Source organism: Flavobacterium branchiicola, assembly GCF_018383905.1.
GTDB lineage: Bacteria > Bacteroidota > Bacteroidia > Flavobacteriales > Flavobacteriaceae > Flavobacterium > Flavobacterium branchiicola.
Map to the genome: position 1 here is coordinate 331,920 of NZ_JAGYWA010000001.1, position 23,354 is coordinate 355,273.

Sequence of the window (23,354 nt, forward strand, 5' to 3'; positions counted from 1 at the left end):
TTAAAAAAATTACTTCAATTTATTCAAATACATATTAACCACATTATCCAAACCAAGATAAAGTGCCTCTGAAATCAAAGCATGACCAATAGAAACTTCTAATAAACCTGGAATATTTTCTTTAAAAAACTTGATATTATCTAAACTCAAATCGTGCCCAGCATTGATTCCTAAATCTAATTCATTTGCCAGTTCTGCTGCTTTTATGTAAGGATCAATACCTCTTTCGTTTCCTAAACCATATTGATGTGCAAAAGCCTCAGTATACAATTCAATTCTATCTGTCCCTGTCTTTTTAGCCCCTTCTATCATTTCTAAAACCGGATCAACAAAAATCGACGTCCTGATTCCGTTTCTTTGAAACTCCTGAATAACCTCCGTTAAATAAGCCTGATTATTTATTGTATCCCAACCTGCAGAAGAGGTTATTGCCCCAATAGCATCGGGAACCAATGTTACCTGATCTGGCTTGCATTCTAAAACTAAATCAATAAAATTATGCTGCGGATTTCCTTCAATATTATATTCTGTCGTAATAATCGCTTTTAAATCCCTTGCATCCTGATAGCGTATATGGCGTTCATCCGGACGAGGATGAATTGTAATTCCTTGTCCCCCAAAACGCTGAATATCTACAGCTACTTTTACTAAATCAGGTACATTTCCACCGCGAGCATTTCGAAGCGTTGCAATTTTATTGATATTTACACTTAACTTTGTCATATAAATAGATAATTAATTCTAGTAACACTATATTTGTTACGACAAAAATACAAAGTAAAACGTAGCAGTTTTTGCTATTTTTTGATTATTTTGCATCAAATATCCTCAATTGATTTATGACAGAAATTACAAACTATATCACCAATGATTTCAGAGCAATTGATAGTCAGGAAACGATAGCATCGGTTCAGGACTTTTTTGCCGAAGTTGATTTTTCGCATTTTCCGGTTTTGGAAAACGGAATTTTCATTGGAAGTATCGCTTCTGATGACGTTGAAACTTTTGATACTGATAAAAAAGCAATTGACTATAAATATACACTGGAACGTTTTTTTGCGAGAAAAGAAATGATCTGGCTGGATGTTCTGGAAGTCTTTGCTAAAAATCACACTAATACGGTTCCAATTCTTGATGAAAATAATTCCTATATTGGTTATTATGAAATGGAAGATATTATGAGATTTTTTCAGGAAACTCCATTTTTAAAAGAACAAGGCGGAATTATTATTGTTCAAAAAGGGCTTTTAGATTACTCAATGGGTCAGGTAACACAAATTATTGAAAGTAATAATGGTAAAATCCTGGGCTGTTTTATATCTGAAGCCGATTTAGAAAATGTTCAGATTACCATAAAAGTGAGCACTGGACCAATGAATGAAATTATCCAGACTTTTAGACGATACAATTACGAAATTATTTCTGAACATCAGGAAGACTCTTATATCAATAGTTTAAAAGAGCGTTCTGATTATTTAGACAAATATCTCAACATATAATTAGAAAATTAGTTAATATGTCAATTAGAAAATTTACACTCCAACTGACATTATCTAATTTTCAAATTGCCACATTATCTAATTGCCATATTATCTAATTTAACAAGAATGAAAATAGCCATTTACGGACAATATTATCAAAACAGTACTGAACCTATTATTAAAGACATTTTCTCTTTTCTTACTTCTAATAATGTTGAAATAGTCATTGAAGAAAACTTTCTTCAAATGCTTTACGAAAAACAACTTGTAAAAAAAGAATACAAAACCTTTACATCCAGCACAATATTAGACAGTACTTTTGAAATGTTAATTAGTATTGGCGGTGACGGAACCATGTTGCGTTCTGCTGCTTTTGTTCGTAATTCCGGTGTTCCTCTTTTAGGTATAAATGCAGGACGATTAGGTTTTTTAGCTAAAGTTCAAAAAGAAAACATCGATAGTTTACTGCAATATGTAATCGATCAAAACTACACCACATCTGAAAGAACTTTACTTGGATTAACTTCCGAACCCAATAATGATGCTTTTAAGGAACTTAATTTTGCAATGAACGAAGTAACTGTCAGCAGAAAAGATACTACTTCGATGATTACAGTTGAAACCTATCTTAACAATGAATATTTAAATTCTTATTGGGCAGACGGATTAATTATTTCAACACCAACGGGATCAACAGGATATTCTTTAAGCTGTGGTGGCCCGTTATTAACACCAGATGTAAAAAGCTTAGTAATTACACCTATTGCCCCACATAATTTAACCACCAGACCACTGGTTATTCCGGATGATACCGAAATCACATTGCGTGTCTCTGGCAGAGAAGATCAGTACTTGGTTTCTTTAGACTCCAGAATCTCGTCGGTAAAAAATGAATCTATTTTAAAGATCAAAAAAACAGATTACAAAATAAAAATGGTTGAGATTCCGGGCGAAACTTTCCTTAAAACTTTAAGAAACAAATTACTATGGGGTGAAGACAAAAGAAATTAAAGCTTTTTCTGACGACTCACTATACGATAATACTACTTTTTCCCGTTCTGCATGTATCGAATCCTTATTAAATAGCTTAAAATCATATGGTAAATTGAAAAAAAAGCACATTTAACTAAAGCAACGTTGATTCGTATCGATAATTATTATATTTGCACGCAATTTTGAATTAAATGAAGAAAATTTTTAATTTATTGTTATGTTTTTTCCCCTTTATTACACTACAGGCTCAGATCAATGAGATTGGTGTTTTTCTAGGCGGAAGCAACTTTGTAGGTGATGTAGGAAGTACTACTTATATCGCTCCCGAAAAACCAGCTTTTGGTGTTCTGTACAAATGGAACAAAAGTCCCCGACATTCTTATCGTTTCTCCTACACACAATCGACTGTTATAGGAAATGATAAAAAATCTGATGAAACAGGAAGAAGCAACAGAGGGTACAGATTTGAAAATAATGTAAAAGAGTTTTCTGCTGGCCTCGAGTTTAATTTCTTCGATTTCAATCTTCATGATTATCATCCAAAAATTACACCTTATGTTTATTCTGGTTTAAGCTTTTTTCTCTATGATGGCTTATACCGTTATAATACAAACCCAAACAACATCTACAGCGTGAATTCAAATTCATTTGCAATTCCGATGACATTGGGTATAAAATCAAATATAACACCGCATTTTGTTCTTGCAGCAGAGGTTGGTGCACGTTATACTTTTACAGATAATATTGATGGCAGTAATCCGAATACCAGCAATGCTAATATTTTAAAATTCGGAAATTTAAATAATAATGACTGGTATGTGTTCTCTGGTATTACTTTAACGTATACCTTTGGACAAAAACCTTGCTATTGCGCAGAATAATACAATGAATTTAATAGACTCTATAGACCACACAAACTTACCTAAACACCTGGCCATTATTATGGACGGAAATGGACGTTGGGCAAAACAACAGGGTTTTTTACGCGCTTTTGGTCATGAAAACGGAACAAAATCGGTAAAAAAAACAATTACAACTTGTGCCAAACTTGGTATTGAGTACTTAACATTATATGCATTTTCAACTGAAAACTGGAATCGTCCAAAACTAGAGGTTGAAGCTTTAATGAAAATCTTAATCAATTCATTAAAAAAAGAACTTACCACGCTTCAGGAAAACAACATCCGTCTTAATGCAATTGGTAATCTTGATAAACTACCAAAATCAGCTCAAAAAGAGCTTTTGGATGTAATCGAAAAAACAAAAAACAATACACGTCTTACGCTAACACTAGCATTAAGTTACGGATCACGAGAAGAATTGGTAAATGCCGTTAGAATCATCAGTGATAAAGTTAAAAATAATATAATTTCAATAGACACTATTGACGATTTAATTATAAATGAGCATCTTTACACGCAAAATTTACCTGACGTAGATTTATTAATACGAACAAGTGGAGAACATAGAATAAGTAACTTTTTGCTATGGCAGATTGCCTATGCCGAATTGTATTTTACTAATGTCTTATGGCCAGACTTTAAAGACCAAGATTTATATGAGGCTATTATTAGTTATCAAAAAAGAGAACGTAGATTTGGAAAAACCAGTGAACAAATTAAATAATTTTTTAGTGTTACAAAAAAGAATACCACAAATAATCTGTACCCTTTTGTTATTGGGTAGTTTTTCACAAATAAGAGCACAAGATAGAGTTCCTTTTGATCAGGGAAAAAAATACATCCTTGCTAAAGTTTCAGTTGTTGGTAAAATAAGCTTCAATGAACAAACCGTCGTTACATTTTCCGGCCTTCAAAAAGGACAGGAAATAACGGTTCCCGGTGAAGAAATTAGTGGCGCTATTAAAAAATTAGGTAAACTAGGTTTATTTGATGAAATCGCTTTTTACATTAATAAAGTAGAAAATGACAGCATCTATCTGGACTTAAACATAGTAGAACTTCCAAAATTAAACGAAGTCAAAATTGTTGGCGTTAAGAAAAGTAAGGTCGAAGGACTTATTAAGGATAATAATTTGACAAAAAATAAAATTGTCAATGAAAACTTAATCACGACGACCAAAAATTATATTGAAAATAAATATAAAAAAGAAGGTTATTATAATACAAAAGTTACTATCACAAATACACCTGACACCCTGGCCGGAAATCATGTAAACATGCTTGTTCGAATTGACAAGGGCGATAAGGTAAAAATTAGCAGTATCGATTTTAGCGGAAACAAACAACTTACTGACACTCAGTTAAGAGCCGCAATGAAAGACACCAAACAAAAAAATGTACTTCGTGTACTAAAAGCTTCAAAATTTATTCCGGAAAAATACAAAACCGACTTAGAAAAGGTTATCTCAACCTATAAAGAAAAAGGATACCGTGATGCTCGTATTATTTATGACTCTGTTACTTACAACAAAGAAAAAAATATGCTTGCTATTAAAATTAATTTGGAAGAAGGAAATAAATACTACTTTGGAAATATCAAATTCTTAGGTAACACTGTATATTCAGATCAGCAATTAAACCGTTATTTAGGGATTAAAAAAGGTGAAACTTACAATGGAGTTTTACTTGAAAAAAGAATTGCAGATAAGTCGAAACCAGATGCTGAGGATATTACCAACTTATATCAAAACAATGGTTACTTATTCTCTAACATCAATGCTGTAGAGGTAAAAACAGCAAATGATACTATTGATTTTGAAATTAGAGTAACAGAAGGTCCTATTGCATACTTCAATAAAATTTATGTTACAGGAAACGACAAAACAAATGACCACGTAATTTACCGTGAGTTAAGAACTAAACCAGGAAACAAATACAGCAAAGAAGAGCTAGTAAGAACAATTCGTGAGATTGGTCAATTAGGTTTCTTTGACCCGGAATCTATCAAACCAGAATTTAGAAATGTTGATGCTGGTGCAGGAACTGTAGACATCGAATACCAACTTGTTGAAAAAGGATCTAGTCAGGTCGAACTTCAGGGAGGTTACGGTGGTGGAGGTTTCATCGGAACATTAGGTCTTTCGTTTAACAACTTCTCGGCTAGAAAATTATTTGACAAAGATGCATACAAGCCACTTCCCATGGGAGACGGTCAAAAAATAGCACTTCGTTTACAAGGAAGTACGTATTTCCAGACTTATAGTTTATCATTCTCTGAACCATGGTTTGGAGGAAAAAAACCAGTACAATTTAGCTCATCTATCTCTTATAGTAAACAATTCTTAAATAATTATATTACAAGAGATGTGGACAAAAGCAAAAGTTTTAATATTTTTACAATACAAGTTGGTTTAGCAAAAAGGTTAACAGTACCGGATGATTACTTTGTATTATCTCAATCGGTAAGTTACCAACACTATGATTTGAATAATTACAACACTGGTTTGTTTACTTTTGGTAATGGAGCTTCAAGAAACTTAGCTTACACAATTGGACTATCAAGAAGCAATAAAGGAGTTAATCCAATATTCCCAACTTATGGTTCGGAGTTTAGTGTTTCTGCAAAAGTAACACCTCCTTACTCATTGTTTAACGGAATTGATTATGCTACTCTTGGTGATAAAGAAGAGTACAAAATGAAAGCTACTGCAGATGCTACACAAGGAGATGCAAATGGCCAAATGATCAAAAAAGGAGACTATCTTGACACAAGTGGTAACAAGGTAAGTACTTATCAGGAAGCAGCTGCAGATCCTGCAAAAGTTGACCAACAAAAATACAATTGGTTAGAATATTATAAAATTAAATTTAAAGCAGACTGGTACACGAAAGTTTATGGTAAATTAGTTTTAAGAACATTAACTGAATTTGGTTTCTTAGGAGCTTATGATCAAGCAAGAGGTGTAGTACCATTTGAGCGTTTTTATTTAGGTGGAGACGGAATGGCACAATACTCGATGGATGGTAGAGAGACTATTGGATTGAGAGGTTATCCAAATAACTCATTAACTCCTGTAAACTCAAAAGGCGAACAAATTGGAGCAACGATCTATAACAAATTCTCTATGGAATTAAGATATCCAATTACCTTAAAATCATCTGCATCTATCTATGCGTTAACGTTCTTAGAGGCTGGTTCATCTTATCCGACTTTCAAAGATTACAACCCGTTTGATTTGAGCCGTTCTGCAGGTGTTGGTTTACGTGTATTTATGCCTGCATTTGGATTGTTAGGAATTGATTTTGGATATGGTTTCGATGCTTTACCAGGATCTGTTACTAATAAAGCAAATGGTTGGGAAACGCATTTCATTATTGGACAACAATTTTAGAAAAATAACGTTTGGTTAAAAATCATCAAATAAAATTATGTTATGAGAAAACAATATTTATTTATATTTTTAGCCTTGATTGTAGCAAATACAAGTCAAGCGCAGACAAGGACGACAAGAATTGGCTACATTGACATGGAATACATATTAGAAAATGTTTCCGACTATAAAGAGGCTACAGCTCAATTAGAGTTAAAAGCTCAAAAATGGAAGCAGGAAGTTGAAACTAAGAAGCTAGAAATAAATAAATTAAAAGAAGGTTTAAAAACTGAAAAAGCTTTGCTTACTAAAGAGCTTATAGAGGAAAGAGAAACTGAAATTAAGTTTCTTGAAACTGAAATGCTCGACTATCAGCAAAAACAATTTGGTTCAGATGGAAATTTGATGCACCAAAAAGCTGCTTTAGCAAAACCGATTCAGGATCAGGTTTTCACAGCCGTTCAGGATATTGCAGAAGCTAAAAATTATGATTTTGTTTTTGACAGATCATCAGATTTAACCATGCTTTTCAGCAATAAAAAATTCGATATCAGCGATCAGGTGATACGTATTTTAAACAGAACTGATAAGCGAGAACAATTGACTAAAAAACAATTGAAAGATCAGGAAGTTAAAGAAAGTCGTGAAAATGCAATTGATGAAAACCCTGCATTAGCAGATCGTCAAAAAGTTCTGGATGAAAAGAAAGCTGCCAGAGAGAAACTAATTGAAGACAGAAGATTAGAGCAAGAAGCTAAGAAAAAAGAATACGACGACAGAAGAAAAGCTATTCAGGCTGAAAGAGAGGCGAAAAAAAATGGCACGGTTTCTGAACCTGCTAAAACAGCCGAACCAGCAAAAACTGACGGCACAACGGCAAAACCAGCCGCAGCCACAGCAACTGGAACGACACCAGCAACTACTGAACCTGCTGTAGATAAAGCTGCAGAAAGACAGAGATTGTATGAAGAGCGTAAAAAAGAATTAGAAGAAAGAAGAAAGAAAATACTCGAAGAACGAGAAGCGGCCAAAAAAGCAAAAGAGGCCGAAACACAAAAAACAAATACGACCAATAATTAATTAATATTTTAAAAATGATGAAACAAATCAAAACTTTACTAATTGCTGCGATGCTAATTTTAGGAGCAAGTAACACAATGAATGCACAGGCTAAGGTTGCCCATGTTGATGTTAGCGAGATTATGTCGAAAATGCCTGCTATGCTAGATGCTCAAAATCAACTACAAAAATTAAGTGGTACATATGATGCTGAATACAAAAAAATGGTTGACGAATATCAAACAAAAATCAAAAAGTATGAGGCTGAAGCTGCAACAGTAACTGAAGCTATCAACGGTGAGCGTTCTAAAGAAGTTCAGGATATGCAAAAAAGAATTGTTGATTACAGAGACAATGCACAAAAAGAATTACAACAAAAAGAAAGCGATATCGTAAAACCATTAATGGAAAAAGTAAGAGCTTCTATCCAAAAAGTTGGAAAAGCTAAAGGTTTCCAATATGTATTAGATGGTTCTTCTCTTTTATTAGCTGATGGTCCAAACATTACTGCTGATGTAAAAAAAGACTTAGGATTCTAATAAACAGATTCCCTATTAAAAACTGCTCAGACTTTAAAAGTTTGAGCAGTTTTTTTTTACATTTATTTAAAATTAGAACACAATAGAATTTGAAGATTTCAGTTAAATTAGAATATAAATTTATTTCAAAAAACACTAAATTTGTACTATGACAAACAATAATCCTATCGGCGTTTTTGACTCTGGAATTGGCGGAACCTCAATCTGGAGCGCAATTCATGATTTACTTCCAAACGAAAAAACCATCTATTTAGCAGACAGTAAAAATGCGCCATATGGTCAGAAAACCAAAGAGGAAATTGTTGCATTGAGCAAAAAAAATGTCGATTTATTACTCGAAATGAACTGCAAATTGATTGTTGTGGCTTGCAATACTGCAACAACAAATGCTATTCGCGAACTTCGTGCAGATTACGATATTCCTTTTGTTGGAATTGAGCCTGCAATAAAACCCGCAGCAACCAATTCAAAAACCCAGGTTATTGGTATTTTGGCTACCAAAGGAACACTAAACAGTGAGTTGTTTAATAAAACTGCTGAAATGTTTCATAATACTACTATAATTGAACAAGTCGGACATGGTCTGGTACAACTTATTGAAGACGGAAATCTGAACTCACCGGAAATGACTCAGTTATTAGAATCTTATTTACAACCTATGATTGATGCCAATATCGACTATCTTGTCTTAGGTTGTAGCCATTACCCGTATCTGATCCCTCAGATCAAAAAAATACTGCCTGACCATATTCAGATTATAGATTCAGGAGAGGCAGTGGCACGCCAGACACAAAATCTGTTGCGTGAAAAAGTTGGTTTTTCTGATGCGATAGAAAATGCACCTGAATTTTATGTGAATTCTAATCCTGCTGTTTTAAACTCAATTTTAGAAAACAAATATCCTGTTATTAAAAGAGATTTTTAAGTTATTATTCGATCTTTCGTTTAACGAACCAGATACCGTCCAGAGACAAATTAAGAGATAACTTATGATAATTTTCTTTAATTAAATTATCTGAAATTCTTCCTTTTTGTCCATACGAGTAAGAAATATTTAAACTCGAAAAAGTATTCTCTATTGGTAAATTTAGCCCTATAGAGATTGCAGCATTATTAATTCTTTTTCCGTCGATTTCGAGATAACCGTTATCAAAATTTGCACCCATTGCATATTGCACCCTATCCCAATATTTGCGAATATTTTTCTTAGGTTTATAGGTAAATCCTAAAGCAAATCTGTCCTGATTTACAAAATCGCCATAGAGTTCAGATTGATTTGTATTATTCCACAGACTCTTTTCGTAATCAAAGGTCACATTTAGATTATTCTTAAAGCGTTTACTAATCCCCACGCCTATTTCTGAAGGTAAATAATAATCATCTACGTCTGAAGCAACATCAGACTCTACAGTAGTTACCACCTCATCTGTAACCATCTGAACAGTTTGCACTTTTGACGTTTTAACCTGAGCCGGCAACTTAAACGTTGATGCAATTGTAAAAGTGGAATCTATTTTATACTGCGCTCCAAATGTTGCACGCAGACCATTATAATTTGTTTTTTTGCTAATGGCTGTAACTGAATTTGCAATCAGATAGCTTCGTTCATCTGTTGTGTTTCCAAATAATACCGCAGCAGATACTCCGGCTGAAAATTTCTTTCCGAATCGATATCCATACGAAAAATCAAAATTGTTTAATCCACCGGAACCTACAGCTGTTAAATAATAATATTCCTGACTATCTGTAATGGGTAATTTTAAATTCGAAATTTTAAAAGTAGCACTCGAATAGGGTCTTAATGCAACGCTAAATCCTGAATTTTTAGTTACCGGAAAAGCAAAGGCAAGATGTGAAAACTGAAAATTATTTCGATTCTCTGTTCTGGAACCACTTTGATAAGTTGATGCAATAGCCTTCCCTCCTATGTCAAACATGAAATGATTAAGAGGCATATAACCCAGCGAAGCCGGATTTAGATTGTTTATAAAAGTATCTGAAGGCAAAGCCAAGCCTGATGAACCAATTGAAGGGATAGTTCCAAAATCTGAATCATACAAACTCCCCACTCCATAAAGCGAATAGGGTGAACTTGAAATACTTTGAGAAAATGAAGCCACGGACAATAAAACGAGGTAACTTAAATAAATTATTTTCTTTTTCATTTAATAAGAGATGTAATAAATTTTCAATTGGATTTTATTGTTTAAATTTTTCTGGTCTCCCAAAACAATTCGGTTGACTGTTTTATTAATTCCGGGCAATGTCAGGATAAGATTAGATCTGGAATCACTTTGTTTAAGCATTTCTTTCTGCAGGAAATTCCCAACCGGAATGGTGTAACCTACATTCTCATTAAACTCGTCGCTTTTTTTATTTAAAATACCAAAAACAGCTGTTCCTGCAGCGTTTTGCAATGAACCGCTAATCCTGTTTAAATTATCGCCAACATAAACCGTTAAAGAATCTGCCAGCGGATATTGTTGCGTATACGTATTATTGACAGCTTTTAAGATGAGTTCAGCATTTACAATGGCACCATTTTCAGAAATATACTTTAGCTGTTTAATATTTGGAAAATCGATTCGGCACGCCACTCCGGTTCCGGACTGAATAAAGCCTTGTTTGTTGAGTAACGAACTTGACAATGCTTTACTTGAAACGGGTAAACTGGAAAGTAATGTTCCCGTTTTATCCAGCGAAATAGAATTGAACTGTTTTGAGATGTCTAAAATGGTAAAATCAACAAAATAAGAGGTTTCTGTATCGGCCTGATATTTTGAATAATACAACCGTAATTTACTTGTTGCGGCATGAAAACCAACAACACTTGAAGAATTGGATGTTGATGGCACAATAACGAGACCTTTAAGGTATTCTGTAAAATTATCAAACCCGGTAACTTCTCTTTTTTTAATCTTCTGAAAAAGTTCACTTCCAAAAGTATCATTCATTTTAATTACAATGGAATCTTTTCCAAGTGGTCTTGGTATATATGAAATTGTCCCCAGACTTTCAGTATTATAAGCAAGTGACGAGTTGTTGTAAAAACTGGCATCATCTGTATTTGGTTTTACCTTTTGTATTAGTCTGTGAATATCTAAAGTTTGCACTTTTGTGGTATCTCCAAAATAATACTTATCATACTTTAAAATCATTGCAATAGAGTCAAAAACAAAGTTTGTAGCCTCTGTATCTGATCCGCCGGAATTTAAGGCATAAATTGCTCCCGATAGCTGGAAATAACTATTTGACTGTACTTTTCCGAAAATAGGATCATCATAGTTTCCCAATAAAATTCGACTTTGACCCGATGTAACCAAAGAATCAAAATTTATTGTAGACATCTCGACAGAAACAGTATCAATCATAATTACTTTATTGTTTACTGCTAAATAATCAGATCCAACAACAAATTCACCAGCATCTGTATCTGTACCACATGAAAGCAAAGTGATGGCAAAAAAGAACATCAATAAAAACTTGTGCATAATAAATTTTTTCAACAAATATAAAAGGCACACTTCTGCACTGCACTATAACATATACAACCACGCATTTTTAGCCTACAGACAGCAAAAAAACATCTACAATAGATTAATCCGTACAAATTATTGGTTCGACTGTAAAAACGACGATTTAGTCTATCAAAAAGTGTCATACATATATATTCTTTTTTTTAAAAGTATGAGGAAACTACTTTTGAGCCAATAAGTAAGTAATGAAAATAAGGCTCTTAATAGGTACGTTTTTCACCATTTCATTTTTTAGTATGAAAGCACAGGAAACCTCTTCGGCAGATTTTAATTTAAAAACAGTAGCAACGGATAAAATTGATTTCACAGAAATCGGTTTGGCGCTACAATACCATAAAAGAATAGATGACAAAAATCAACTAACAAATACATTTGAATATTCGAATCTGAATGTAAATTATGAATTAGGAAGTTTTACAACCTATGAAAATCTGAATCGGTTTAATCAATTGAAAAATCAGACCAATTTCCTGCATCAATTTTCAAATACAACAAAAGTAAATTTCAGCCTGACACCAATATTAAGTTTTCAGCAAAATCCGAATATTTCAGATTTTTCTATTTTAGGAAGTCTTGAGATTATTCAGCACATAGATTCAAATATAAGTCTGGCTTTAGGAGCGGCAAGAGCAACTGTTTTTGGTTATCCCGGATTTATACCCGTTGCCTCTTTAAACTTTAAAATCAATAACAAAAGTACTCTTTTGATAGGATTTCCGAATTCAAAACTTTCTTATTCCAATACTATTCGAAACAAATTTAATGTGAGTAATAGTTTCAATGGAAATTTCTACAATTTAGATCAGACAACAAGCATGAATACAGCCACAAGAGCAAGTTTATCGCAAATGACATCTGCTTTTGAATATGAAAGAAATGTCGATAAAAACTGGTTCCTTCATTTTAAGGCTGGATATGATTTTAATAAGAAATACAATCTGATTGATTCTGAAAATCATAAAATATATGATTTTAATTCAGGCAACGGATATACTTTAGGAATTGGCATCAAATACAAACAATAAATAAATTTAATACACTATGAATAATTTAAAAAAAGGAATATTACTCGCAACATTGCTTTCGGCGCTCTTTTTTGTAAGCTGCAGCAACGATGATGACGATGATGATTTGATAGGAAACTGGATTAAAAAATCTGCATTTGATGGACCTGCCAGATCTAGCGCAACTAGTTTTGTAATTGGTGATTATGCTTATGTCGCTACCGGATATACAGGCGATGAATATTTAAAAGATTTATGGGCTTATAACTCTAATGGTGATTACTGGGAACAAAAAGCTGATTTTACAGGAGTTGGTAGAAGTTCTGCTTCTAGTTTTACACTTAATGAAAAAGGATATGTTGGTCTTGGGTATGACGGAACAAACAAATTGAAAGACTTTTATCAATATGATCCTGCTAGCAATTCCTGGTCTCAAAAAACAGATTTTGCAGGAACTGCCCGTTATGGTGCTCTGGGATTTCAAGTTGGCGGTAAAGCTTATTTTGGAACCGGTTATGATGGAAATTACCTAAAAGATTTTTACCAATATAATGACGAAACTAATGCATGGACACTTATGAACGGGTTTAGCGGAAACAAAAGACGAAATGCTACTGTTTTTGTAATTGCTGATAAAGCCTATATAGGCACCGGGATTAATAATGGGGTTTATCAGGAAGATTTTTGGGAGTTTGATCCTTCTACCGATGTATGGACCAGAAAACGCGATATAGACAAAGATACCGATGATGATTATACCTATAATGATGAGTATGCAATTGTACGGGCAAATGCTTCGGCTTTTTCCATGAACGGATTAGGATATGTTGTAGGTGGCGAAAGTATCAAAACGGTTTGGGAATATAATCCTTCTACAGATTACTGGACAGAGAGAACCGCAATGGAAGGCGCTGCAAGAACTGATGCTGTCGGGTTTGCCATCAACAATCGTGGATTTTATATGTTAGGCCGCGTTGGCTCAACTTATTTTGATGATGCATGGGAATTTAAACCTCTGGACACACAAAGCGACGATGATAATTAATACAAAAAAACAATTCTTCTGGAGTAAAATCCGGAAGAATTTATTGTTTATCATTGCTGTTTTATTACTTTCTGCCTGTACAAAAAAAGAAGCTTTTAAAATAGATTCTTTCAAAACTAATACGGGTTGGGGCTATACAATAGCATATAAAAACAAAACGATAATAAAACAATCTGTTGTTCCCGTGATAAGTAATGCTAAAAGTTTTTCGAGTGAAGAAGATGCTTTAAAAATAGGCAATTTGGTAGTTCATAAACTTCAGCAGAAGACATCTCCAACGGTAACAAAAAATGATTTAATTTTATTAAAAATAAAATTCTAGATGAAAATCGATACCATTAAAAATACAAGTTCAAACAAAATTCTATTCCATTGTATCATTTGGATTTTCTTTATATTGACTTCTTTAATTCAATTCTATGAAAGTCCTTTTAGAATCAATAATGATTTCTATGCACAATGGATTACCGGAATAATTTTGTTTTATCTGAACTATTTTTATCTGGTACCGGTTTTACTTTTAGAAAAAAAATACTGGCTTTATTTTGTTTTTACACTGGCTCTTATTCTTGTCTTTATGATTATCAGAACCAATTATTTTATTCCTGAATTCAGGCATTTAAGATCTGCAAATATAGTTCCGGCAAGATTGATACCTTTTGATCCGAAGTTTATTCCAAGAGGTCCGCACGGCCCATATGCCGTAACCGAGATAAGACAGCCATTATTCTTTAAAATTGTACCCTCTTTTTTCTATTTTCTAATAACAACCATTAGTACAATTATAAGAACATTGACTGAGTTTTACAGTAATCAGCAAAACAAACTAATTGCCGAAACTCATAGAACAAGTACTGAATTGATTTATTTGCGCAAACAAACTAATCCGCATTTTTTATTCAATTCTTTAAACAGTATTTATTCATTGGCACACAAAAAATCTGATTTGGTCCCCGATGCCATCGTGACATTATCTGAACTTATGCGGTATATGCTGTATGAAACAGATAACAAAACGGTGGCTTTGGAAAAAGAAATCAATTACATTCAAAATTATATCGAACTACAAAAACTCAGATTAAACAACATTGAAGACATTGTAATAAATGTTCATGGCAATACCAAAAACAAGTTTATTGAACCGCTGCTTTTGATTTCTTTTGTCGAAAATGCCTTTAAATACGGAACTGATTATAAAGGTGCTGCACATGTAAAAATTAAGATTTTTATTCTGGAAAACAGCCTTGATTTCTGGATAGAAAATACGATTGAAAATTATGTTAAAGATCCTGAAAATTCAGGAATTGGTTTAGTTAATATTCAAAACAGACTTGATTTGTTATATCCAAACGCACATCAGCTTACTATCACACATAATACTGAGTATTATCGAATTCACCTTAACTTAAGTTTAGACAAAATTCAAACTGCTATAAAGTAAATGTTATTTCCCTCTAAATGTTAAGATTAAATTATAAAATAAAGGCCTTATTTTATGATAACTTTAAAACTTAATTGACTGGTTTAAAAGTACTTTTGAGCACCAAAACAAAATTTAAAAACTTAATTTTCAACAGATGAAATGTGTAATTATAGACGATGAACCTTTAGCGGTTGAATTATTAGAAGATTTTGTTCAGAAGGTAGATTTTCTGGAATTGGTTACCACCTTTAATAATGCAATCGATGCGGTATCGTTTATTAATCAAAATAATGTCGATTTAATTTTTCTCGACATTCAGATGCCACATTTCTCCGGAATTGACTTCTTAAATACCATCGAAAAAAAGCCTTTAGTCATTTTCACTACTGCCTATTCAGATTATGCTGTCGAAGGTTTTAATCTGGGAGCGGTTGATTATTTAGTAAAACCAATTCCATTTCACCGTTTTCTAAAATCAGTTGTGAGAGCACAGCAAATTTTTAATCCGGCATCAACTATTCAGACTATTTCAGAAAACACTACGGCACCTGAACTCGAGCAGGATTTTATGTTTGTAAGAGCTGAATATGAAAATGTTAAAATGAACTTTTCAGACATTTTATTTATAGAAGGCCTGAAAGATTATGTAAAAATTTATACAACAGATAATAAATTCACACTCACATTAATTAGCTTAATCAAATTAGAAAATTTACTATCAAATAAAGGTTTTTCAAGAATTCACAGATCTTATATCATCAACATAAAACACGTGAAGTCAATTCAGAAAAATAAAGTTTTGATTAGTGATAAAAGAATTCCAATTAGCGAAAGTTACAAGACAGCTTTCTTCGAAAAAATCAACCTTTAAATAAATTCCAAAAAAAGAAAATTCCAAATTCCAAATGAGTCGTTCGCTCTCGGAATTTGGAATTTTATATTAAGATTTCCATTTTGGAATTTAAAATTTCAGTATTGGGATTTGGAATTTTAGTATTGTAATTTTTTATTGCTCATCTTTAAACCAGCCTGAATACATTACATAATTGTTAGAAATACGTTCAATTTCGCCTGCAAAGTCAGATTGATCAATATCTTTTACTTTTTTGGCCGGAACACCTGCATAAATACTTCCTGAAGTTACCACCGTATTTTGTGTTACAACAGCACCCGCAGCAACAATTGCATTACTTTCTACAACACAATTATCCATTACAATGGCTCCCATTCCAATTAAAACATTGTCGTGAATCGTACAGCCATGCACAATTGCATTATGACCTATTGAAACATTATTTCCTATAATCGTTGGGTGTTTCTGATAAGTACAATGAATTATTGCTCCATCCTGAATGTTGACTTTATTTCCGATTTTAATAAAATGAACATCACCACGTATCACAGCATTAAACCAAACGCTACATGATTCACCAAAGCTTACATCGCCTACAATTGTTGCATTTTCAGCCACATAACAATCCTCTGGAATTTGAGGAGATTTTCCGTTTACAGATTTGATTAACATAAAAAAAAACTAATTAATAGCAGGACAATTACAATCGTAACGTTCCTTTTTACAAAATAAATTAATACCCAAAGTAATTTGATGATAAGCCCCAGTATCAAATTTTACATCGCCCATTACCTGTGTATAAGTATAAGCAAACATAAAATTCTGGTAATTTATACCAATTATCGGTGTGAAATATTGCAGTTTTTGAGATTGAATTCCGTTTCCGGTATCATATTGCGCTCCATCAAAACTTCTTCTGTAAGAAAGTGCAGCCCATAAACTTCCAAAATCCATATTCTTGTACCCTTTCATATTCAGGTCAATAGATTTTTCTTTTGTCTGCTCAAAAATCTGAAGCAATATTGAAGGCTCCCAGGTAAAATTTTCTTTTTTCCCAAAAACATAACCTGCACTCAATAAATACTTTCTGATATTATTACTTTCATAATCTGTATACATGTCTCTTCTGGATTCGATTAAACCCTGAACAGTAGCATGTGCATAAAAATCGAGGTAATTGTATGATGCTCCAACATCAACAGTAAAATAAGTATCTTTCTGAATCGATCCAAACACTATCGGATCAAAACTACCTCCAAATTTTGTCTCGTCCAGCTGATTCTGAATAACTCCTCCGCTAATACCAAAAGAAAGCTGATTCAAATCGATTTCGTCTCTCGAAAACATGATATGATGCGCATAAGTTGCTTTTAATCCTTTTTGCGAATGGTAACCGTTTTTATCGTTAAAAATAATAACTCCGGCTCCAGATCTCTCCCCTATTCTTCCGTTAAAACTTAAAGTTCCTAAAGATGGTGCATCGTCCTGACCAAACCATTGTTTTCTTGCAGTTAATCTAATTTTGGCACAATTTGCCGCGCCGGCCATTGAAGGGTGAATTAAATAATAATTATCTGACAAATAATCCGAATAAACAGGAATCCCTTCTTGCGAATAAGAGTAAAATGCCGTTAGACAAAAAATAATTAAAATCCTGATTCTAAATCCCATAAAAGCAAAATAGTTTAAAAATATTTTTGACTCCCTTAATTTAATACGATTTATTTGAAAAGAGTCTTAATTATTTTATTAAAAAATCAAATATAGGTATTAGTAGAAAATAACTTTAGTAAATTTGCGAAAAATTACATACCATGACAAAAATCACTATAAGAGAAACACAGAATCCTACTATATTAAAATTTGAGTTTGAAGATTTCATTACACAAAATCAAAACTTTGAATTCAAAAATATTGACGAAGCACAAGAATCGCCATTAGCACAGCAATTGTTTTATTTACCATTCGTAAAAACAGTCTATATTTCAGGAAATTTTATTGCGATCGAAAGATATAGCATTGTAGAATGGGATGACGTACAAGATGCTGTAGCAGAACAAATTGTTGCATTTGTTGATAAAGGTGGCGTAATCATCAAGATCGACGAAAATAAAGCAAAAAAACAACCTATTACGGTTTACGGAGAAACAACTCCAAACCCATCGGCTTTAAAATTTGTAGTGAGCAGAATGTTGACCAGAAATGCTATCGAATACAAAAACATCGATCAGACTGCTTCTTCTCCGCTTGCACAGGAATTATTTAAATTTCCTTACGTAAAAGAAATTTTTATTGATGAGAATTATATTTCGGTTACAAAATATGAGATCAATAACTGGGATGAAATTACTTTGGAATTAAGAACATTCATTAAACAATTTATCGAAAACGGAGGAACTGTTCTGGATGAAAGCTTAATTGAAACAACAACTAAAAATGATGTTACCAAAGATGAAGCATTTGACAAGTTGGACACTACATCGCAACAAATCATTAATATCTTAGAAGAATATGTAAAACCGGCTGTGGCAGCAGATGGAGGAAATATTGCTTTTGATTCTTATAATGAAGAAGACAAAACTGTGAAAGTAATTTTACAAGGTGCTTGCAGTGGTTGTCCGTCATCTACATTTACATTAAAAAGCGGTATCGAAAACATGCTAAAAAGTATGCTAAATGATGAAGGCATAAAAGTGGAAGCTTTGAATGCTTAAAATAGTATCAAAAATTTAAGTTTCTGATAAGAACCAAAAAATGCGCAAATTACTTTGCGCATTTTTTTATAAAAGCAACTTTATCTGAAACAATTATATCACTAAGAATAATTTTTATCTTTGTTTTTCGACTTTGATTCAGTAGTAGAATTTAAAAAGTTAAAAAGTAGGTTTTTTCTTTCTTTTTAAAATAAAAACATATCTTTGCAATGCAAAAAACACATATCTAGGGAGAAATCCTTGAAACTTTATTAAGTTAACATAAGCGAACCCACGTTACGTTGAAGATGCTAGTGATAGCTCTAATCACATTCCTTGGAGTGTTTTTTGCACAACCGATCGTGGGTTTCGTGTACATAATATTTTCGATATGCAAAAAGAAAATCAAAAACCAACACATCGTGATGTAGTGCCATCCGTAATTAATTTCCTTTCAGACGAAATGTTTGAGGGAGATTACAAAGAACAGCCACTGTATTTGCAGGAAATCTTCGAGATTCTAATGCATACAGAATTTGGCGACGATCTCCTTTTGAGACAAAAAATGCTAAGCTGCTTAAGAACTAGCAGAAATCTGGCAGAAACTTTAGCTCCGTTTTCAGACAAGCAAATTTACAAAGCTTGTAACAGTATAAAAGGCTAAAACAAAACCATTAAAAAACCAAACCCTGCAAATAGTGATTTGCAGGGTTTTTTATAATCTGATTACAATCCGTACTATCGAGTCTTTTAAATTGAGTTATTATATATTTCAAACAACAAAAGCTCTATCACTCTAATTTTCAATAAATTATTCTAACATTATCATCATAATTCTCCGAAAAAGTTTAATATTGTAATCTAAACCAATCAATATAAAACTATGGGATTTTCATCATTTATCAAGAATTTATTTGGCTCGACTAAAGAGTCTGTAACTGAATTGGCAAACAACGCCGAAAGTACTTTTGAACAAGCTAAAGAAGCGGCTGCTCCTTATATTGAGAAAGCTGAGACTTTTGCAGAGGAAACAATTGCAAAAGCAAAAGAGGCCTCAGAACCAATTATCGAAAGTGCTGCAGAATATGCACATCAGGCAAAAGATATTGTAAGCGAATATGTTGAAAAAGCCTCTGATTCAATTGGTGAAGTAATTGATTCTGTAAAAGAGAAAACTGGCGAAGTTGCCGGCGAAACTAAAAAAATTGTATCTGAAACAGTTGTTGATGCAAGCGAAAAAGTTGCAACAGAAACTGACAAGGTTGCTGATGAAATTTCTGACAAAGAATAAAACCACATTCTTTTTTGGTAGAAATAAATATTTTATATTTGCAAAATAATATGCCTTCTCATTTTGGGAAGGTTTTTTTTATCCTTAAAAACAATGATGAGCCCGGAACAATTAAGCACTTACGCTACTAGATTTATTGATGTACTAATAGATTATTCTCCAAAATTAATCTCTGCACTTCTAATATTATTTGTTGGATTATACGCCATACGATTAATAAACAGAATTATCAGAAAGATAATGGTAAAGAGAAATCTGGATCCTACACTTACAAAATTCCTTGCCGATATATTATTATGGGCACTTAGAATTCTTTTATTCGTAACTTTTATCTCCAAACTAGGAATTGAAACTTCATCCTTTGTTGCCATTTTGGGAGCTATGGGACTTGCGGTTGGTTTATCACTTCAGGGTTCGCTTTCTAACTTTGCAGGAGGAATGCTGATTATTGTTTTTAAACCTTTTAAAGTTGGCGATACCATAGAATCGCAAGGTGTTATTGCGACGGTATTAGAAATTCAGATTTTTGTAACCAAAATGCTCACTGCAAATAATCAGACTGTTTTTGTTCCCAATGGTGCTTTATCAAACGGAACGATTATCAATTATTCTATGCAGGGAGAAAGAAGAGCCGATTTAACGTTTGCCGTTTCTTATGATTCTAATATCAAACAGGCGAAAGATATTTTATTGGATGTTTTAAACAAAAATCCAAAAGTGCTTAAAAACCCTGCTCCAGATGTTTTTGTAAAGAATTTAACTGCTAGTTCTGTAGAATTTGCTGTTCGCCCATGGGCAAAAAATGCGAATTACGGCGCTGTTTTTTCTGAAACTTTAGAGAATTGCAAAGCTGCTTTAGATGAGGCCGGAATTTCAATTCAGCCTTTTACAGTACAAAAATAAATCGATTACTATTTTTTTGATGGCTGCGTCATCATAAAATCTTTTAAATAATAAGGTTCAAAATAAGCGACATCTACAATGTCGCTTTTTTGATATTTATCATAACTGATTTTACTCATCGCGTTTGCCGAAGGGTATTTTATTTCTTCTAAAAAGACAAAGTTTTCTTTTGTCAGGACAGTTTTGCATTTATCAGCACAATCACCAACAAAATAAACTGTTTCAGTATATTCATTAAAAGATTCTTCTGTAATTACTTCAGCAAGAATAGCTCTTTCAACTTCTAAGTTTGCATTAAAAACTTCACTGTAAACTTCCATTCTTCTGGCATCAAGCATTGGGATAATTTTCCCGTTAGAAACATTTGCCTGCGAAGCCAAAGTCTGCAAGGTATCAACCGCAATTAAGGGAATATTTAAAGCAAAACACAATCCTTTTGCTGCCGAAACACCTATTCGTAAACCTGTATAAGAACCTGGTCCCTGACTTACCGCAACTGCGGCTAATTCCTGAACTGAAATTCCGGATTCAACAATAACTTCTTCAATAAAAACATGAAGCTTTTCAGCATGTGAATAACCTTCTTCAGCGATTTCTCTGCAAAGAATGGTTTCGCCATTTTTAGCAATTGATACTGAACAATTTTTGGTCGCTGTTTCGATATTGAGAATAAAAGACAAGGCTGTGCGTTATTAAAAAATTATACAAAAATTAAAGCAGCAAAAATAAGGGTTAATAACCAGAATAATATAAATGCCACACATAAATTTGCCAATAAAAAAGCTATGTATAACATTAGTTTTTTCTCTACTGCAAAATATTTAAATTCATCATTATAATATTTTGTTTTATAGACACTATAATGCACCCATATCAAATATACAATCACACGAATAGAACCACCTAAAACACTAAATATAATTTGTGATGGAACTCCATGCAAAGCGATTATCATACTACAATCTACTTTTTAGGCGTATCTGCTTTCTTAAGTTTTACCTTGTCACCAGAATTCAATTCTTTAGAAACCGTTGTATAAGGACCTGTAATTACAACATCTCCAGCTTTTAATCCGGACATTACTTCGATATTAGTATCATCCTGAATTCCGGTTTTAATAATTCTGATTTTAGCTTTGTCTCCTACTTTTACAAAAACACATTCGAATTTCTTGTCACTTTTTGGAGCCGCTTTTTTATCTTCATTAGGATCATCAACTTTAAAATCTTTTACAGCCGTTGTATCCGATTTTACTACTACAGAGCTAATTGGCACTGCCAAAACATTTGTTTTAGTCGTCGTAATAATATCTACCGTAGCGGTCATTCCAGGTCTAAAAGGCGAATAAGCACTTGGCTTTCCTTCTAATAAATCCTGATATGATTCTTTTAAAATACGAACTTTAACTTTAAAATTAGTAACCTGATCTGATGTTAATGTTGTACTTGCAGAATTTGAAATACTAGTTACAACACCTTTAAATTTCTTTTTCAAATAAGCATCGACTTCAACATTTGCTTCGTCGCCAATTTTTATTTTTACAATATCATTTTCATTTACATCAACTTCAACCTCCATATTATTAAGGTTTGCCACTCTCAAAAGTTCTGTTCCCGCCATTTGCTGCGTTCCTAAAACACGTTCTCCCAATTCTACATTCAAAACAGAAATTGTTCCGTCTGCGGGAGCATAAATTAAAGTACGTCCCAAATTGTCTCTGGCTTCTGTAACAGATGCCGTAGCACTTTGTACATTATAATAAGAGCTTTGTTTTGTCGCTTTTGCTACTTCGTAAGTCGAAACTGCTTTATCCCAATCTGATTTTGAGATAACGCCTTTGTCGTATAACGTTTTATTACGATCATAGTTTGCTTTTGCTTCTTTAAAACTTGCATCAGATTGTGTTAAACCTGCTTTAGTTCCCGCTAAATTCGCAACAGATCTTTCTAGTCCTGAAGTATATAAATCAGGGTTTATTTTTACTAATAAATCCCCTTTTTTAACCACCTGACCTTCTTTTACATTTAATGCAATAATCTCTCCCGAAACCATTGATGATAATTTGACCTCAATTTCCGGTTGAATTTTTCCGGTTGCCGAAACCGTTTCTACAATCGTTGATGCTGCTACTTTTGAAATTTCTACCTCTTTTCCTTCATCCTTATTTCCTAAAACCCCAGCTTTCGAAAGACCAACTAAAATTGCAATTAAGACCACCGCTCCTCCGAGTAAGAAATAAACTGTTTTTTTTGACATAATAA

The 23,354-nt window shown here is 33.0% G+C and carries 25 protein-coding genes; 17 read left to right on the top strand and 8 right to left on the bottom strand.

What is annotated here, in order from left to right; translation table 11 throughout:
* Positions 1-9: 9 nt before the first annotated feature.
* On the bottom strand, positions 10-723 hold the full coding sequence (locus tag KHA98_RS01485; protein ID WP_213254637.1) for a pyridoxine 5'-phosphate synthase: 714 nt from the start codon (positions 721-723) through the stop codon (positions 10-12).
* Positions 724-839: 116 nt separating this feature from the next.
* On the opposite strand from KHA98_RS01485, the gene KHA98_RS01490 reads away from it, so the two are divergent.
* From KHA98_RS01490 to murI, 8 genes are all read left to right on the top strand, one after another.
* Positions 840-1,499: a CBS domain-containing protein gene (locus KHA98_RS01490; RefSeq protein WP_213254639.1), complete on the top strand. Its 660-nt coding sequence runs from the start codon at positions 840-842 to the stop codon at positions 1,497-1,499.
* A 108-nt stretch (positions 1,500-1,607) separates the two neighbouring features.
* A complete protein-coding gene (locus tag KHA98_RS01495) occupies positions 1,608-2,492 on the top strand; it encodes an NAD kinase (RefSeq protein ID WP_213254642.1) in 885 nt (294 codons plus the stop codon).
* Between the two features lie 173 nt (positions 2,493-2,665).
* The gene (gene porG, locus KHA98_RS01500; protein ID WP_213254643.1) at positions 2,666-3,355 is read left to right on the top strand and encodes a type IX secretion system protein PorG; all 690 of its coding nucleotides are present in this window, start codon (positions 2,666-2,668) and stop codon (positions 3,353-3,355) included.
* Positions 3,356-3,359: 4 nt separating this feature from the next.
* Positions 3,360-4,100: an isoprenyl transferase gene (locus tag KHA98_RS01505; RefSeq protein WP_213255372.1), complete on the top strand. Its 741-nt coding sequence runs from the start codon at positions 3,360-3,362 to the stop codon at positions 4,098-4,100.
* On the top strand, positions 4,033-6,768 hold the full coding sequence (bamA, locus tag KHA98_RS01510; protein ID WP_213254645.1) for an outer membrane protein assembly factor BamA: 2,736 nt from the start codon (positions 4,033-4,035) through the stop codon (positions 6,766-6,768). Before KHA98_RS01505 ends, bamA begins: the two co-directional genes overlap by 68 nt.
* Positions 6,769-6,810: 42 nt before the next feature.
* Complete coding sequence (locus KHA98_RS01515; RefSeq protein ID WP_213254647.1) at positions 6,811-7,827, top strand: OmpH family outer membrane protein; 1,017 nt, start codon at positions 6,811-6,813, stop codon at positions 7,825-7,827.
* A 14-nt stretch (positions 7,828-7,841) separates the two neighbouring features.
* The gene (locus tag KHA98_RS01520; protein ID WP_213254649.1) at positions 7,842-8,345 is read left to right on the top strand and encodes an OmpH family outer membrane protein; all 504 of its coding nucleotides are present in this window, start codon (positions 7,842-7,844) and stop codon (positions 8,343-8,345) included.
* Between the two features lie 148 nt (positions 8,346-8,493).
* Complete coding sequence (murI, locus tag KHA98_RS01525; RefSeq protein WP_213254651.1) at positions 8,494-9,270, top strand: glutamate racemase; 777 nt, start codon at positions 8,494-8,496, stop codon at positions 9,268-9,270.
* Between the two features lie 4 nt (positions 9,271-9,274).
* On the opposite strand, the gene KHA98_RS01530 is transcribed toward murI, so the two are convergent.
* Positions 9,275-10,510: a PorV/PorQ family protein gene (locus tag KHA98_RS01530; protein WP_213254653.1), complete on the bottom strand. Its 1,236-nt coding sequence runs from the start codon at positions 10,508-10,510 to the stop codon at positions 9,275-9,277.
* Complete coding sequence (locus KHA98_RS01535) at positions 10,511-11,836, bottom strand: DUF4270 family protein (RefSeq protein ID WP_213254655.1); 1,326 nt, start codon at positions 11,834-11,836, stop codon at positions 10,511-10,513. It lies immediately after the preceding gene.
* 230 nt (positions 11,837-12,066) lie between these two features.
* Here KHA98_RS01535 and KHA98_RS01540 point away from each other — a divergent pair, with 230 nt between their 5' ends.
* From KHA98_RS01540 to KHA98_RS01560, 5 genes are all read left to right on the top strand, one after another.
* Positions 12,067-12,906 (top strand): DUF6268 family outer membrane beta-barrel protein, encoded by an 840-nt coding sequence (locus tag KHA98_RS01540; protein WP_213254657.1) that lies wholly within the window; start codon positions 12,067-12,069, stop codon positions 12,904-12,906.
* Positions 12,907-12,922: 16 nt separating this feature from the next.
* Positions 12,923-13,930 (top strand): Kelch repeat-containing protein, encoded by a 1,008-nt coding sequence (locus tag KHA98_RS01545; protein WP_213254659.1) that lies wholly within the window; start codon positions 12,923-12,925, stop codon positions 13,928-13,930.
* Entirely contained in the window at positions 13,920-14,252 is a 333-nt protein-coding gene (locus KHA98_RS01550; protein ID WP_213254661.1) for a DUF4907 domain-containing protein, read from the top strand. The genes KHA98_RS01545 and KHA98_RS01550 overlap by 11 nt, the downstream gene beginning before the upstream one ends.
* Positions 14,253-15,371, top strand: a complete 1,119-nt coding sequence (locus KHA98_RS01555; protein WP_213254663.1) for a sensor histidine kinase — start codon at positions 14,253-14,255, stop codon at positions 15,369-15,371.
* A gap of 136 nt (positions 15,372-15,507) precedes the next feature.
* Positions 15,508-16,224: a LytR/AlgR family response regulator transcription factor gene (locus tag KHA98_RS01560; protein WP_213254665.1), complete on the top strand. Its 717-nt coding sequence runs from the start codon at positions 15,508-15,510 to the stop codon at positions 16,222-16,224.
* 135 nt (positions 16,225-16,359) lie between these two features.
* Here KHA98_RS01560 and KHA98_RS01565 read toward each other — a convergent pair whose 3' ends face one another.
* Positions 16,360-16,878: a gamma carbonic anhydrase family protein gene (locus KHA98_RS01565; RefSeq protein WP_213254667.1), complete on the bottom strand. Its 519-nt coding sequence runs from the start codon at positions 16,876-16,878 to the stop codon at positions 16,360-16,362.
* A gap of 9 nt (positions 16,879-16,887) precedes the next feature.
* Positions 16,888-17,877, bottom strand: a complete 990-nt coding sequence (locus tag KHA98_RS01570; protein ID WP_213254669.1) for a PorP/SprF family type IX secretion system membrane protein — start codon at positions 17,875-17,877, stop codon at positions 16,888-16,890.
* Positions 17,878-18,020: 143 nt separating this feature from the next.
* Between KHA98_RS01570 and KHA98_RS01575 the strand changes: the two genes are divergently transcribed.
* The 4 genes from KHA98_RS01575 to KHA98_RS01590 all read left to right on the top strand — a co-directional run bounded on the left by KHA98_RS01575 (position 18,021) and on the right by KHA98_RS01590 (position 21,093).
* Positions 18,021-18,920: a NifU family protein gene (locus KHA98_RS01575; RefSeq protein WP_213254671.1), complete on the top strand. Its 900-nt coding sequence runs from the start codon at positions 18,021-18,023 to the stop codon at positions 18,918-18,920.
* 370 nt (positions 18,921-19,290) lie between these two features.
* Entirely contained in the window at positions 19,291-19,563 is a 273-nt protein-coding gene (locus tag KHA98_RS01580; protein WP_213254672.1) for a hypothetical protein, read from the top strand.
* 219 nt (positions 19,564-19,782) lie between these two features.
* The gene (locus KHA98_RS01585) at positions 19,783-20,190 is read left to right on the top strand and encodes a YtxH domain-containing protein (RefSeq protein WP_213254673.1); all 408 of its coding nucleotides are present in this window, start codon (positions 19,783-19,785) and stop codon (positions 20,188-20,190) included.
* A 93-nt stretch (positions 20,191-20,283) separates the two neighbouring features.
* Positions 20,284-21,093 (top strand): mechanosensitive ion channel family protein, encoded by an 810-nt coding sequence (locus KHA98_RS01590; RefSeq protein ID WP_213254674.1) that lies wholly within the window; start codon positions 20,284-20,286, stop codon positions 21,091-21,093.
* Between the two features lie 8 nt (positions 21,094-21,101).
* On the opposite strand, the gene tsaB is transcribed toward KHA98_RS01590, so the two are convergent.
* Genes tsaB through KHA98_RS01605 form a run of 3 tightly spaced genes read right to left on the bottom strand, consistent with a single transcriptional unit; the run spans position 21,102 to position 23,349 of the window.
* Entirely contained in the window at positions 21,102-21,773 is a 672-nt protein-coding gene (gene tsaB, locus KHA98_RS01595) for a tRNA (adenosine(37)-N6)-threonylcarbamoyltransferase complex dimerization subunit type 1 TsaB (RefSeq protein WP_213254675.1), read from the bottom strand.
* A gap of 20 nt (positions 21,774-21,793) precedes the next feature.
* Positions 21,794-22,048 (bottom strand): hypothetical protein, encoded by a 255-nt coding sequence (locus tag KHA98_RS01600; protein ID WP_213254676.1) that lies wholly within the window; start codon positions 22,046-22,048, stop codon positions 21,794-21,796.
* 8 nt (positions 22,049-22,056) lie between these two features.
* A complete protein-coding gene (locus tag KHA98_RS01605; protein ID WP_213254677.1) occupies positions 22,057-23,349 on the bottom strand; it encodes an efflux RND transporter periplasmic adaptor subunit in 1,293 nt (430 codons plus the stop codon).
* Positions 23,350-23,354: the final 5 nt, after the last annotated feature.